A 13,123-nucleotide genomic window follows, 5' to 3' on the forward strand; every position below is an offset into this window, starting at 1 on the left:
CACTTTTTTAAACAAATTAAAAAGATTCTAAAAAATTATTATAATATTTCCATGATTGTATGATTTTTGGTGTATTTTCTTTTATCGTTGTTAATTCATAATCTAAATATTTTTTTATATATTTTTTCATTTCTATATTATTATTAAAATATTCAAGTATGATTTTTTCAAATCCTCCATTATCGCAAAAATCTTTTAGTATATAAAATTTATTTTCATTATCTTTAGAATCTATATAAAAATGCTTGTGAATATTCATAGAGGAATAGTTTGCATCAAAATCATTTATTTTATTATTAAAATTTATATCAAGAATATTTGCTATATTTTTCATTGTATCAAATGATTTTAGTGGTGTGCTTATATCGTTTGTATCTATGAAATACAGACTTTTTGTTGCATTTGTTAATTGTAAATTTAGTGAAGTAAAACAAAAAAATGGAATGATTTTGCTTTTTGTGATTGTTTGGGTTAGGAAAGTGATTATTTCATTGATAGTGTTATATATTTCATTTTTTAATACATTATCAAGATATGTGATCTCTTGCTGCCCCCCCCTATTTAGTGCGATAGTATTTGTTTTTATTCCATATACTAATTTTGGCATTAAAGCATTATGAGTATGTGTCCTAAAAATACTAATAGGATCTCTAACTAGGCATAATATTGGCACTTTATGATTTAATTTTGATAATATATTTTTTCTTGTATTATCAATATATGCTTTTTCTATACTAAGTCCATAAAATTTGCCTTTGTAATTTTGCGCTTGTTTTCTTGCGAGTAATACATAATCACTTCTAGCAAACATATTATCCAAAGTCATAGGATTTGCCCCTAGATTCTGCATATATTTGATAAACGCTACAAACCCAACTCCATGGCTACCAGCAATGATATAAGAATAATCTTGTGGCATACTAAAGAATCTCGTCCAATGGCTAGATACAAAAATATTATATTTAAATTGATGATTATTATAGAATCCACCTTGTATATGTGGTAAAAACCATGTCAAGATTCTTTTAAAAATATATTTAAATTCTTTATTTTTAATATGTTGAAATAATCTTTTTATCTTTGTATTCATTTATTTTACCCATTGTATTTTTTGAGTTTTAATATATTTTAATATTTGCTTTGCTTTTAAATCCGCATTATTTTGCACATTATTATCTATAGTGATATTTGGTGTTGGAATATCGTATTTTATATCAATACCAATTACATCTTTTACCCTGCCTTCTATTGCACCAGTATATAATCCTTTTTGATCTCTTTTTATCAATTCTTCCATATTGCATTCAATATATACTTCAAGATAATTTTTAAATATATTTCTATTGTTTTTATATACTTCATTAAATAATGAAATTGTTGATGCAATCACTACAATATCTTGTTGTGATAATAAACTACAAAGCCTAGCTCTATTAAAAGCTACCTCTATCCTAGAATCTTTATCAAATTTATTATTACTAAAAATTTCTCTAAATCCATCACCATCTAAATATACTATATTTGGTATTTCTTGTTTTATGATATTGTATAGTTCTTTTGATATGGTGCTTTTACCGCTTCCAGATAGTCCATTTATCCATATAACAAGTCCGCTCATTTTACCTCTATTTTAATTGGGCATCGCTCAATTGTGCTTAATCTATGTGCTATGATAAGCAATGTTTTATCTTTTGATACATCATATATTTCATCCATTATTTGAGATTCTGTATCATTATCCAATGCACTTGTTGCCTCATCAAGCACTAATATTTCTGGATTATTATACAAAGCTCTAGCTATTGCAATCCTTTGCTTTTGCCCACCACTTAGTTTTATTCCACCATCACCTACAATGGTATTTATTCCTTGATTTTTTTCTAAAAAATCCCAAATTCTTGCTTTTTTACATACTTCAATAATCTTATCTTTATCTATTTTGTCATTTAATACAATATTTTCTGCAACACTCCCATCAAATAAAAATACACTTTGTGGAATATAGCCAATTTTTTTTCTCCAAGACCTAAGATTTGAATTATCAAGTAATTTACCATCAATCCTCATCTCACCACTTTTTGGTTTATATATCCCAATGATTAAATCAACCAATGTGCTTTTTCCTGCTCCACTTTTGCCAATAAATGCTATTTTATCGCCTTTATTTATCACTAGATTAAAATCTTTTATAATAGGTTTATTTGTTAGATATTCAAATGTTATATTTTTTAATTCTACTTTTTCATTAAATTCTATTTTTTCATTATCTTCAGCTTCTGTATGATATATCATATCTTCATATACAATATCTAAGCCTCTTTTGTGGAATCTAGACATATTATAACTTGCTAGAATCTTATTTACAGAAGGCAAGATTCTATATAATGCTAGTGCATACATTGATATTATTGGTATTACAGCTGCTGCGTCATTATATTTTATTAGTATATATACAACAGATGCTGTTAATACGCAAAATCCTATTGTCTCAAGTATAAATTTTGGAAGTGGCAGTAAGGTTTGGGTGATAATTTCTGTGCTTACTTTTTCTAAAGAGGCTTTGTTGAATGCTTCAAGGACATTTCCTTGCTCTCCTTTTAGTTTTATAATCTTAAAATTTCCAAGCGTTTTTGTGATGATTTTTAAAAATTGCTCGCTTAGTTCTGCTTGCATCTCGCCTTTTTTTCGTATTGTTTTTGATATAGTTTTTGTAATAAGCAAGACATTTATCCCAAGTATAAATGTAAGCACAATAGTCATTTTCCAGCTAATTATCAATAGCAGTGAATACATAAGTGTTATTGTGATGATTTCTGAAGCCATTAATAAAATTTGTTGTATAAATTGCGATGCTTGCATGGCTTCAGTCGTGATATTTCGCCTAATTGTATCTGCATTTTTATTTGTAAAATCCAAATAGCTAAGCTCTGTTGTTTTACAAAATAATCTATATGCAAAAAAATGATATTTTTTGAATGCAAATCTATTTAGTGCGTAGGAATAAGCGATATTTGCAATTGCTCTAAAAACATAAAATACAATCATTGTAAAGCCAAACCATACAATGAATTCTGTTGTATTGCTAGCATTTAAAAAATCATATAAATATTTAGATACTTTATTTTCAAAAATCATATTTGGATTTGATGCAAATGTGATAAATGGCATAATGATACTAATCCCGATTGTTTCAATGATTGAGATACTAAGTGTAGCAAAAAGTAAAAATATCAATATGACTTTATCACGCCTTGACATCAAATATCGAATTTTTGTTAAATCGCTTATATTTGAATATGATTTTATTTTATTTTTTTTCATTATTTATTTTGGATTACCTTCTGTAAAATAAGTTTAAGATTCTACTTTAAATTTATAAATCTTTTATTAGAATCTAGAGCAAAAGGAGATTACCATGTTGCATGATTTTGAAGCATTAGATTATGAGATAAAAGAATTTAGAGATTCTTGTAAAACAATTAATATTGCAAGCCTTAGCCCAAATGGTGAAGTTGTAATTAGCTATGCACCTTATATAGAATCTAGTGGTAAATATTATATTTATATAAGCGAGATTACACCACATTTTGGTAGCATAAAAGCAAATCCAAATAATATAGAAATTATGTTTATTCAAGATGAAAGTAAAGCAAATAATATTTTTGCAAGAGTGCGACTAATTTATAGAGCAAAAGCATCATTTATAAAAAGAGATAGCAAGCAGTTTGATTTGATTTTTGATGAATTCCAAAAGAAAAATAATAATATTAGTGAAATAGAAATTCTTCGCAATATGAGTGATTTTCATCTAATTAGATTTGAGTTTAGCAAAGGTAGATTTATAAAAGGTTTTGGTAAAGCTTATGAAATAGATAGAAAAATAATTAGCCATATAAATCCAAAAAATCCACATAAATTTAAATAGCTTATAGCCATTTTTTTGCAATATCTTCTATAAATTTTTTATTAGATGAAGCAAAATATTTGATTTTTGGAATATTAGATTGTGCTTTTATATCATGCTTTTTTATTAGATATTGCACTATTGCATCCCCAGAATGGATTAATAGCGGTTTGTTATCAAAATATCTTTTTATTTCATCTTGAATGAGAGGAAAATGTGTGCAACCAAGTATGATCGCATCTGGTATTTGCTGTTCTTTAAAATAAAATCTAATTATAGAATCTAGCACCTCCCCACTTGTAATTCCTTCTTCTATAGCAGATACAAAAAGTCCTGTTTGGAGGCTTTGTATATTTTTATATCCTAGTTTTAAAAGTTTTGTTTCATATGCTTTACTTTTTATTGTAGCTTTTGTAGCAATGATTAATATATTTTTATTTTTATCTTGCACATTATTGCTTAGTGCTAAGATTCCAGGTTCAACTACACCAATAACAGGAATCTTAGATATTTTTTGCATATCTTTTAGCGCATAAGCACTTGCTGTGTTGCAAGCAACTATTAATATATCAATATTGTGTTTATTAAAAAAATCTAGAGCTTCAAGTGAGAATCTAATAATTGTATCTTTATCTTTTGTGCCATAAGGCACTCTAGCAGTATCACCATAATAAATAATTTCATTAAATAATCTTGCATCAACTATGCTTTTTAATACACTAAGCCCACCAATGCCACTATCAAAAACACCAGCTTTCATTTTTAAAACTATTCTTGCTCATTCATTTTATTTAAAAATTCATCATTACTTTTGCTATCTTTCATTTTTGAATATATTAGATTTAGGGCTTCAATATCACCTAATTGTTGCATAAAGTTTCGCAAAATCCATACTTTTTGTAGTTTTTCACTACCAAGGAGTAATTCATCTTTTCTAGTGCCAGATTTTAAAATATCAAATGCAGGATAGATTCTCCTATCAGCAATAGCTCTAGCAAGCACAATCTCGCTATTTCCTGTGCCTTTGAATTCTTCAAAAATAACTTCATCCATTCTTGAGCCTGTATCGATTAAAGCTGTTGCAATAATCGTTAGACTTCCACCTTGCTCGATATTTCTAGCACTTCCAAAAAATCTTTTTGGCTTTTGCAATGCATTTGCATCAACGCCGCCGCTTAATACCTTTCCACTTGATGGAGTTACTGTGTTATAAGCTCTTGCAAGTCTTGTAATAGAATCTAGTAATATAACTACATCTTTTCCAAGCTCAACGCGTCTTTTTGCTTTTTCTATCACAAGTTCAGCGACTTTTACATGATTTGAAGCTGGCAAGTCAAAAGTAGAGCTATAAACCTCACCTTTTACGCTTCTTTGCATGTCAGTAACTTCTTCAGGTCTCTCATCAACTAGCAAAACCATTAGTTCAACTTCTTTGTGATTTTCTGAAATCCCATGTGCTAATTCTTTCATCAATTCTGTTTTACCAGTCCTTGGTGGTGCAACAATCAATGCTCTTTGTCCCTTACCAATAGGTGAAAATAAATCTAGGATTCTGCCTGTGACTTTTGTGCTATTATATTCGAGTTTTATTTGTTCGCTTGGAAATAATGGTGTTAGATTGTCAAATAAGGGGCGATTTTTTGCTTCTTCAGGTGAGAGATGATTGATTGCTTCTATTTTTAATAATGCATAATATCGCTCTTGATCTTTTGGAGGACGAACTTGTCCTGTTACTAAGTCACCATTTCTAAGAGCAAATTTTCTAATTTGAGTAAGCGATACATAGGTGTCATTTTGTGAATCTGAAAAGTTGTCATCAATACCACGAAGAAATCCATAATTTTCATTTGTTATGTCTAAGATTCCAGAAAAGAGTATATATCCTGCTTGACTAACTTGAGTTTTTAGTATTTCAAACATCAAATCTTGTCGCCTATATTCTTGTGGATTCTCAACCCCTAGTTTTTTTGCTATATCTATTAATTTTGTTAAAGTCATAGCTTTTAATTCTTCGATTTTGTAGGCATTTGCAGGTGTATGAGTTTTTTTATGATTTTCTTTTTGTAAATCTTTTTCACTTGCCATTTTTATTCCTTAAGATTTTTATAGATTTTTATTTTGCTTTTAAATATTTTTGTGTGATTTGCAAACTCATTTTTTTGCAGTTAAATTTTGCAGTTAAATTTTTGTTATTCTAGCTAAGAGGATTTCTAAAAGTCAATTAAAGCTATAAAAATCTATTACTTCTTTATTTATATAAAAAACATCTTCTATATTTTTTATATATTTTATTTGTCCTTCAAACTTTTCTATTGCTTTGTATATATTTGTGTTTATATCACCAAATCTTATTTTATTTGCTAAAAACTTATATACTAAAATCTCATTTACTGCATTTAGAATAATACCTAGCTTTGGATTTTTTAAAAGTGTATCTTTTAGATTCCATAAAGGATATCTATTTGTATCAATTTTTGTTAGATTAAAAGTAAAATTGCTTAAGTCTATTTCTTTTATAGATTCTATATTTTTTGCCCTCTTGCCAAGCATTGCATAAGATATAGGTAGCTTCATATCGCTATATCCTAAATGCGCAAATATCGCATTGTCATTTGTTTGGATTAATGCGTGGATAATTGAATTTCGTTCTATTAAAGCATCTATATTATCTGTATGAAATAAATATTTTGCCTCTAGTATTTCAAATAATTTATTTACCATTGTTGCACTATCTATTGTGATTTTTTTTCCCATATTCCAATTTGGGTGATTTAGTGCATTTTGTGGTGTTTGGGTAGATATAGTATTTATATCTACATCTCTTAATGCCCCACCACTTGCAGTTATAATCATTTTTTTAATATTTTGTTTGTCTTTTATAAGCTCTTGTAATGCAAAATGTTCGCTATCAAGCGGTATAATATTTGTAGTATCGATAAATTCTCCACCAACAACAAGACTTTCTTTGTTTGCTAGGGCTAGAATCTTATCTTTTTTTATCACTTCTAGGCTTGGTTTCAGCCCGCTAAATCCAACTATAGCATTTATGACTATATCGCTTTTTGTTTCATTTATGGCTTCTAAGATTCCATCTTCACCAAAATATACTTTTTGATTTTTATCTATAGCTAGTTTGTCTTTTTGTGATAAATCTCTTAGGGCTACGATTTTTGGATTGAATTGTTTTATTTGTTTATTTAAAAGATCTACATTGCTTCCAGCAGCAAGCATTTCTATTTTTATATCATTATCTTTAGCGATTTTAAGCGCATTTGTTCCTATACTGCCTGTTGAACCTAGAATTACCATCTAAATCCAATCAAGTAAAAATAACATCACTACACTACTAAATAACAATCCATCAACTCTATCTAGCATACCACCATGACCAGGAAGTATATTTCCGCTATCTTTTACATTTGCATTTCTTTTTAACATACTCTCATATAAGTCACCAAAAATCGATATTGCTGCAATACATAATGTAATAAAAAATGCTGATATAAAATCTTTTATCATCATACCAACTACACAACCAACTAATGTTGCAACGATAAATCCAATCAATGCGCCTTCTAGCGTTTTCTTTGGTGATAATGGTGATAATGGTGATTTTCCAAATATTTTACCACCAAAATATGCCCCAGTATCAGCAATAGCAACTGTTACAATAAGCCAAATGATTGTTTTTACTCCAAAACTAGTATAAATATCAAAAAAGCAAAGAAATGGAATTGTAGGATAGATTATTACCAAATAATCTTTTGATTTTGTATTTTGTTTAAATGTATTATAAGATACCATAATAACTATTGCTACAAGTGCTGCAGTGATTGGATTGTTATGAAAATATGCAATGATCCAAAGTATAGTTGCAATTACATATAGATTTGTTCTATTTTCTAAACCATATAATTTTATTGCTTCATAAAATGCTATATAAAAGCAGAATCCAATAGTAAGCCACGCTAGAAATTTAATATTTAATATAAAAATTAATACAATTATTCCTATAATCACTATACCTGTATAATATCTAGATATATTTGAATTATTATTTGGAATTAGTTTTGAAAAAAAGCTCTGCATAAAATCTCCAAGTTTAAGCTTAAGGTGCAATATATGCTAAAAAATATAGAATTAATGTTTGCAAATTTAGCAAAATTATCTTTAAAGAAATTAATATTCATTTAAAAGCAGTTTATTTACTAAAGGTTTATTATTTGGAAAATATTGATGTATTAGTAGTTGGTGGCGGTCATGCAGGTATTGAAGCAAGTTATGCTGCAGCAAAAATGGGACTTAGAGTTCATTTGCTTACGATTTTGGTAGAAAATATTGGTCTTGCAAGTTGCAATCCAGCAATAGGAGGGCTAGCTAAAGGGCATTTAGTCAAAGAAATCGATGCACTTGGTGGATTGATGGGAATAATCACAGATAATTGTGGGATTCAATATAGAATCTTAAATGCCTCAAAAGGCTATGCTGTGCGTGGAAGTAGAGCTCAAATTGATATGGATAGTTATAGAATCTATGCAAGAAATGCTTTATTTAAAATAGAAAATTTGAGTATATCGCAAGAATTAGTAGAAGAATTGCTAATAGAATCTAATCAAATTTATGGCATAAAAACTAATATTGGTAAAATTTATAAAGCAAAGAAAGTGATTCTTACAACAGGAACTTTTTTAAATGGTGTTGTTCATATCGGCAAATCAATATCTAAAAATGGCAGGATAGGCGAGAGTAGTGCAATCAAATTAGGAGAGAATCTATCAAAACTTGGATTTGAAGTAGGTAGATTAAAAACAGGCACTTGCCCTAGAATAGATGGGAAAAGCATTGATTTTTCAAATTTAGAGATTCATAATGGTGATTTTCCACCGCCAAATTTTAGTTTTAGGACATCAAAAGATTCTTTTAATCCTACACAATATCCTTGTTATATTACTTATACAAATAAACAAACACATAAAATAATAAGTGATAATTTTCATTTAGCACCACTTTTTAGTGGGCAAATAAGCGGTATTGGACCTAGATATTGTCCTAGTATTGAAGATAAAGTTTATAGATTTAGTTCAAAAGATAGGCATCAATTATTTTTAGAGCCACAAACAAAAGAATGTAGCGAATATTATGTAAATGGACTATCAACATCACTACCATTTGATATTCAAGAAAAAGTAATACACTCTATTAGTGGATTAGAAAATGCAAGGATTACAAGATATGGCTACGCAATAGAATATGATTATGTAATGCCAACAGAGCTAAAACATACATTAGAGACTAAAAAGATTGCAAATCTATATTTTGCGGGACAAATAAATGGAACTACAGGATATGAAGAAGCAGCAGCACAAGGAATTATGGCAGGTATTAATGCGGCTTTGAGTATAAAAGGTGAGAGCGAATTTATCTTAAAACGAAGTGAAGGATATATCGGTGTAATGATAGATGATTTGGTCACAAAAGGGACAGATGAACCATATAGAGTATTTACATCTAGGGCAGAATATAGACTTTTATTAAGAGAAGATAATGCAACTTTTAGGCTTTCAAAATATGGATATAAATTTGGGTTATTAGATGATATTTCTAGTATTTTAAAAGATGAGAGTAATATAAAAAATGGTATTTTATTTTTAGAAAATAAAAATTATACACCAACAAAAGAATTTTTAAAATTTCTAGATAGTATAGATGAAATAAAAATTAATGATATAACAAATGGAATCCAGCTTGTAGCAAGAGATAGTTTTGATATAGAAAAATTAAAAAAGTTAGATTCTATGTTTTGTGATATGAGTGATATTGCACTAGAACAAATAAAAATAGAATGCAAATATTATCACTACATAAAAAAGCAAAGTGCTGAAATCTCAAAACTAGATTCTACTCTTGATATAAAAATACCAGCTAATTTTATATTTGATGATATTCCAGGGCTAAGCCTTGAGGTGGTTGAAAAACTAAACAAATTTAGACCAAATTCACTTAGAGAAGCTTCTCTTATTAGTGGTATTACGCCAGCTAGTATAGATGTATTGCATTTGTATATTTATTTAAGAAGTCAAGGTAAATAAATAATGGATTTTAATTTTATATATAGCAATATACATGTTTATTATGAAGCATTATTATTAACATTAAAAATTTCATTTTTTGGAATCTTATTTTCAAGTATTATTGGGCTTTCTTTGGCGTTTATTTTGTATTTTAATATTAAAATTTTTAAAACTATAGTTAATATTTATATTGAAATATCTAGGAATACGCCGCTGCTCATTCAGCTTGTATTTTTGTATTATGGATTGCCAAAGATTCTAGATTTTAAGCTTGAAGCAGATACTACAGCAATAATTGGGCTTACATTTCTTGGTGCTAGTTATATGTGTGAGACTTTTAGAAGTTCATTGCAAAGTATTGAAAAAATTCAAATAGAATCTGCTCTAAGTCTTGGGCTAAATAAGATTGAGATAATGAAATATATTTTATTGCCACTTGCTTTTAGCATATCAATTCCTTCATTTAGCGCAAATATTATATTTTTGATAAAAGAGACAAGTGTAGTAACAGTCATCGCATTGGCTGATTTGATGTATGTAACAAATAATATTATAGGGAATTATTATAAGACTAATGAAGCATTATTTTTATTGGTTAGTGCGTATTTGGTAGTTTTACTTCCTATATCATTGTTTTTTTCATATTTAGAAAAAAGGCTTAGATATGTTTGAGATTTTAAATGATGGAGCTAATCTAAGTAGAATCCTAACAGGATTAGGCATAACGATAAAAATCGCATTTATCTCTATCTTTTTTTCTATGATTTTTGGAATTATTTTTGGCGTGCTTATGGTATCAAAAAATATCATTCTTTCTTTGTTTTTTAGATTCTATCTTGAGTTTATTAGGATTATGCCACCAATTGTTTTATTGTTTTTAGTTTTCTTTGGTTTGCCACAAATTAGTAGTATTAGCTTAGATTCTACTACAAGTGCTATTATAGTTTTTGTTCTTTGGGGTAGCATTGAGATGGCAGATTTGGTGCGTGGGGCGATACTCTCTCTCCCAAAACATCAAGTAGAATCTTCACTTGCACTTGGTATGAGTCCATTGATGATAAGCAGATATATAATCCTTCCTCAAGTTTTTATAAGATTATTGCCACTTGCTATAAATCTATCAAGTAGAATTATAAAGACTACTTCTATAGCTCCATTAATTGGTGTTGTAGAGGTATTAAAAACAGGGCAGCAAATAATAGAATATTCCATACTAAAGATTCCAGATGCACCATTTTGGATTTATGGGCTTATTTTTATTTTGTATTTTATTATTTGTTATCCATTATCATGGCTTAGCTCGTATTTAGAGAAAAAATATCAATATTAGTTTGGAGTTGCAATGAGTTTATTGGAAATTAAAAATTTAGTAAAAAAATATGATGATCACTTAGTTTTAAATAATATAAGTTTTAATGTAAATAAAAGTGATGTGATTGTAATTTTAGGCGCTAGTGGCTGTGGTAAAAGCACGCTTCTTAGATGTATAAATGGATTAGAATCTACAAATAGTGGCGAGATAATCTTTAATGGAAAGATTATAAATAATCAAACAACAAATTGGACTTTTGTGCGACAAAAAATCGGCATGGTTTTTCAAAGCTATGAGTTATTCCCACATATGAGTGTGATTGATAATATCACCTTAGCACCGCTAAAAGTCCAAAAAAGACAAAAAGATGAAGTGCTAGATAAAGCATTTAGTTTATTAAAACGATTTAATTTAATAGATAAAAAAGATTCTATGCCAAAATCTCTTAGCGGTGGGCAAAAACAAAGAGTTGCAATCATTCGTGCATTGTGTATGAATCCAGAAATATTACTATTTGATGAGGTTACTGCATCACTTGATCCAGAGATGGCGTATGAGGTATCAAGCGTTATTTTGGAGCTTGCAAAAGACGGAATGACTATGATTATAGTTACACATGAAATGAAATTTGCTAGAAAAATTGCAAGTGAGATTATATTTTTTGATAATGGAATTATTGCAGAAAAATCAAATCCAAATGATTTTTTTAATAATCCAAAAACAACTCGTGCAAAGAAATTTTTAAGTATTTTTAATATGTAGCAAAATTTTATATTTTGTTACAATACATACATTTTGCCATGCAATTTTTTATATAAGGTTTGTTTTTGTTTAGGATATTAATAATTAGCCTTGGTGGAACTATAGGTATGAATAGGGATAATGTATTCAAAGCTGGAATCCCGCATAATGATGCAGATACATTTATCACTAGATTAAATGAGCTAAATCATATAGATTTAAATATCAAACTAGAATCTAAGAGTTTTTGTAATTTGCCAAGTGGAAGTTTGGATTTTAAGATTCTAAGTGAAGTGTTAGAATATGCAAAAAATAGCATTGATAATGGAGTAAACTCCATCATCATTACGCAAGGAACAGATACGATAGAAGAGAGCAGTTTCTTTTTTAATCTTTTTTGGGATAGAAAAGAGAGTGTGATTTTTTGTGGTGCTATGCGAATGGATGGAGAATTTGCATATGATGGATTGTGGAATCTAAACTCAAGCATTCTACTTGCTTGCAATCCAAATAGTATAAATAGAGGGGTTTTAGTCGTATCTGGGGATAGAATCTTTTCTGCAAATTGGATAAAAAAGGTTTATTCTACTTTTATTGATGCATTTGATGGATTACATTTAGAGGGAGTTGTATTGGAAAATAAACCTATGTTTTTTGCAAATCCACTAAAAAGAATCACATATAAATTACCAAAAAATGATAAGAAAATTTTATTTTTAGAGCAGAATCTAAGTGAAAATAATGAGATTTTAAATATGTGGGAAAATTTTGATGGTATTGTGATAAATGGCTTTGGCTCTGGGCATGTTAGTGCAAAAAGCATGGATTTGATAAGAAAAGTAAAGATTCCAATCATAGTCACTTCAAGAGTTGTTTTTGGATTTTGCACAAAAGAAACATATGGATACAATGGAAGTGAGATTGATTTGCAAAATAGCGGAGTGATAATAAATAGAATCTTAGATTCTAAAAAAGCTAGAATCTTATTTTGGTGTATTTTAGGAAATAACTTAGATTTGAGCGAATTTGAAAGATTTGAAAATAGCCTTATTTTAAGCTAATGTTTGTTTTTGGATAGAATCTAAAAATATTTAA

The 13,123-nt window shown here is 28.4% G+C and carries 13 protein-coding genes; 6 read left to right on the top strand and 7 right to left on the bottom strand.

The window, feature by feature from the left end; translation table 11 throughout:
• Nucleotides 1–16 precede the first annotated feature (16 nt).
• From CQA42_RS00195 to CQA42_RS00205, 3 genes are read right to left on the bottom strand one after another with little or no spacing between them, the layout of a single operon-like run.
• Nucleotides 17–1,090 (bottom strand): DUF2972 domain-containing protein, encoded by a 1,074-nt coding sequence (locus CQA42_RS00195; protein ID WP_115582699.1) that lies wholly within the window; start codon nucleotides 1,088–1,090, stop codon nucleotides 17–19.
• Nucleotides 1,091–1,618 (bottom strand): adenylyl-sulfate kinase, encoded by a 528-nt coding sequence (locus CQA42_RS00200; protein WP_115582700.1) that lies wholly within the window; start codon nucleotides 1,616–1,618, stop codon nucleotides 1,091–1,093.
• Nucleotides 1,615–3,321 carry an ABC transporter ATP-binding protein gene (locus CQA42_RS00205; RefSeq protein ID WP_115582701.1) on the bottom strand — a complete coding sequence of 569 codons (1,707 nt, stop codon included), beginning with the start codon at nucleotides 3,319–3,321 and terminating at the stop codon, nucleotides 1,615–1,617. The genes CQA42_RS00200 and CQA42_RS00205 overlap by 4 nt, the downstream gene beginning before the upstream one ends.
• A 94-nt stretch (nucleotides 3,322–3,415) precedes the next feature.
• On the opposite strand from CQA42_RS00205, the gene CQA42_RS00210 reads away from it, so the two are divergent.
• The gene (locus CQA42_RS00210) at nucleotides 3,416–3,925 is read left to right on the top strand and encodes a pyridoxamine 5'-phosphate oxidase family protein (protein ID WP_115582702.1); all 510 of its coding nucleotides are present in this window, start codon (nucleotides 3,416–3,418) and stop codon (nucleotides 3,923–3,925) included.
• Nucleotide 3,926: 1 nt separating this feature from the next.
• On the opposite strand, the gene murI is transcribed toward CQA42_RS00210, so the two are convergent.
• From murI to CQA42_RS00230, 4 genes are all read right to left on the bottom strand, one after another.
• Nucleotides 3,927–4,664 (bottom strand): glutamate racemase, encoded by a 738-nt coding sequence (murI, locus tag CQA42_RS00215; protein WP_115582703.1) that lies wholly within the window; start codon nucleotides 4,662–4,664, stop codon nucleotides 3,927–3,929.
• Between the two features lie 8 nt (nucleotides 4,665–4,672).
• A complete protein-coding gene (rho, locus tag CQA42_RS00220) occupies nucleotides 4,673–5,989 on the bottom strand; it encodes a transcription termination factor Rho (RefSeq protein ID WP_115582704.1) in 1,317 nt (438 codons plus the stop codon).
• Between the two features lie 132 nt (nucleotides 5,990–6,121).
• Nucleotides 6,122–7,213 carry a 1-deoxy-D-xylulose-5-phosphate reductoisomerase gene (gene dxr, locus CQA42_RS00225; protein ID WP_115582705.1) on the bottom strand — a complete coding sequence of 364 codons (1,092 nt, stop codon included), beginning with the start codon at nucleotides 7,211–7,213 and terminating at the stop codon, nucleotides 6,122–6,124.
• Nucleotides 7,214–7,993 carry a phosphatidate cytidylyltransferase gene (locus tag CQA42_RS00230; RefSeq protein ID WP_115582706.1) on the bottom strand — a complete coding sequence of 260 codons (780 nt, stop codon included), beginning with the start codon at nucleotides 7,991–7,993 and terminating at the stop codon, nucleotides 7,214–7,216. It lies immediately after the preceding gene.
• Between the two features lie 134 nt (nucleotides 7,994–8,127).
• Between CQA42_RS00230 and mnmG the strand changes: the two genes are divergently transcribed.
• The 5 genes from mnmG (at nucleotide 8,128) to CQA42_RS00255 (ending at nucleotide 13,089) form a co-directional block, all read left to right on the top strand.
• Complete coding sequence (gene mnmG / locus CQA42_RS00235) at nucleotides 8,128–9,993, top strand: tRNA uridine-5-carboxymethylaminomethyl(34) synthesis enzyme MnmG (RefSeq protein ID WP_115582707.1); 1,866 nt, start codon at nucleotides 8,128–8,130, stop codon at nucleotides 9,991–9,993.
• A 3-nt stretch (nucleotides 9,994–9,996) separates the two neighbouring features.
• Nucleotides 9,997–10,647 carry an amino acid ABC transporter permease gene (locus tag CQA42_RS00240; protein ID WP_115582708.1) on the top strand — a complete coding sequence of 217 codons (651 nt, stop codon included), beginning with the start codon at nucleotides 9,997–9,999 and terminating at the stop codon, nucleotides 10,645–10,647.
• Complete coding sequence (locus CQA42_RS00245) at nucleotides 10,640–11,305, top strand: amino acid ABC transporter permease (protein ID WP_115582709.1); 666 nt, start codon at nucleotides 10,640–10,642, stop codon at nucleotides 11,303–11,305. The genes CQA42_RS00240 and CQA42_RS00245 overlap by 8 nt, the downstream gene beginning before the upstream one ends.
• Nucleotides 11,306–11,317: 12 nt before the next feature.
• On the top strand, nucleotides 11,318–12,049 hold the full coding sequence (locus CQA42_RS00250) for an amino acid ABC transporter ATP-binding protein (protein ID WP_115582710.1): 732 nt from the start codon (nucleotides 11,318–11,320) through the stop codon (nucleotides 12,047–12,049).
• Between the two features lie 65 nt (nucleotides 12,050–12,114).
• A complete protein-coding gene (locus tag CQA42_RS00255; RefSeq protein WP_115582711.1) occupies nucleotides 12,115–13,089 on the top strand; it encodes an asparaginase domain-containing protein in 975 nt (324 codons plus the stop codon).
• Nucleotides 13,090–13,123: the final 34 nt, after the last annotated feature.

The organism is Helicobacter sp. MIT 99-5507 (assembly GCF_003364295.1).
GTDB lineage: Bacteria > Campylobacterota > Campylobacteria > Campylobacterales > Helicobacteraceae > NHYM01.

Coding starts and splice junctions, on each gene's coding strand:
- CQA42_RS00200 (WP_115582700.1), bottom strand. CDS start 1,618: ATGAGCGGACTTGTTATATGGATAAATGGACTATCTGGAAGCGGTAAA.
- CQA42_RS00230 (WP_115582706.1), bottom strand. CDS start 7,993: ATGCAGAGCTTTTTTTCAAAACTAATTCCAAATAATAATTCAAATATA.
- CQA42_RS00245 (WP_115582709.1), top strand. CDS start 10,640: ATGTTTGAGATTTTAAATGATGGAGCTAATCTAAGTAGAATCCTAACA.
- CQA42_RS00240 (WP_115582708.1), top strand. CDS start 9,997: ATGGATTTTAATTTTATATATAGCAATATACATGTTTATTATGAAGCA.
- CQA42_RS00195 (WP_115582699.1), bottom strand. CDS start 1,090: ATGAATACAAAGATAAAAAGATTATTTCAACATATTAAAAATAAAGAA.
- rho (WP_115582704.1), bottom strand. CDS start 5,989: ATGGCAAGTGAAAAAGATTTACAAAAAGAAAATCATAAAAAAACTCAT.
- CQA42_RS00210 (WP_115582702.1), top strand. CDS start 3,416: ATGTTGCATGATTTTGAAGCATTAGATTATGAGATAAAAGAATTTAGA.
- murI (WP_115582703.1), bottom strand. CDS start 4,664: ATGAAAGCTGGTGTTTTTGATAGTGGCATTGGTGGGCTTAGTGTATTA.
- CQA42_RS00250 (WP_115582710.1), top strand. CDS start 11,318: ATGAGTTTATTGGAAATTAAAAATTTAGTAAAAAAATATGATGATCAC.
- dxr (WP_115582705.1), bottom strand. CDS start 7,213: ATGGTAATTCTAGGTTCAACAGGCAGTATAGGAACAAATGCGCTTAAA.
- CQA42_RS00205 (WP_115582701.1), bottom strand. CDS start 3,321: ATGAAAAAAAATAAAATAAAATCATATTCAAATATAAGCGATTTAACA.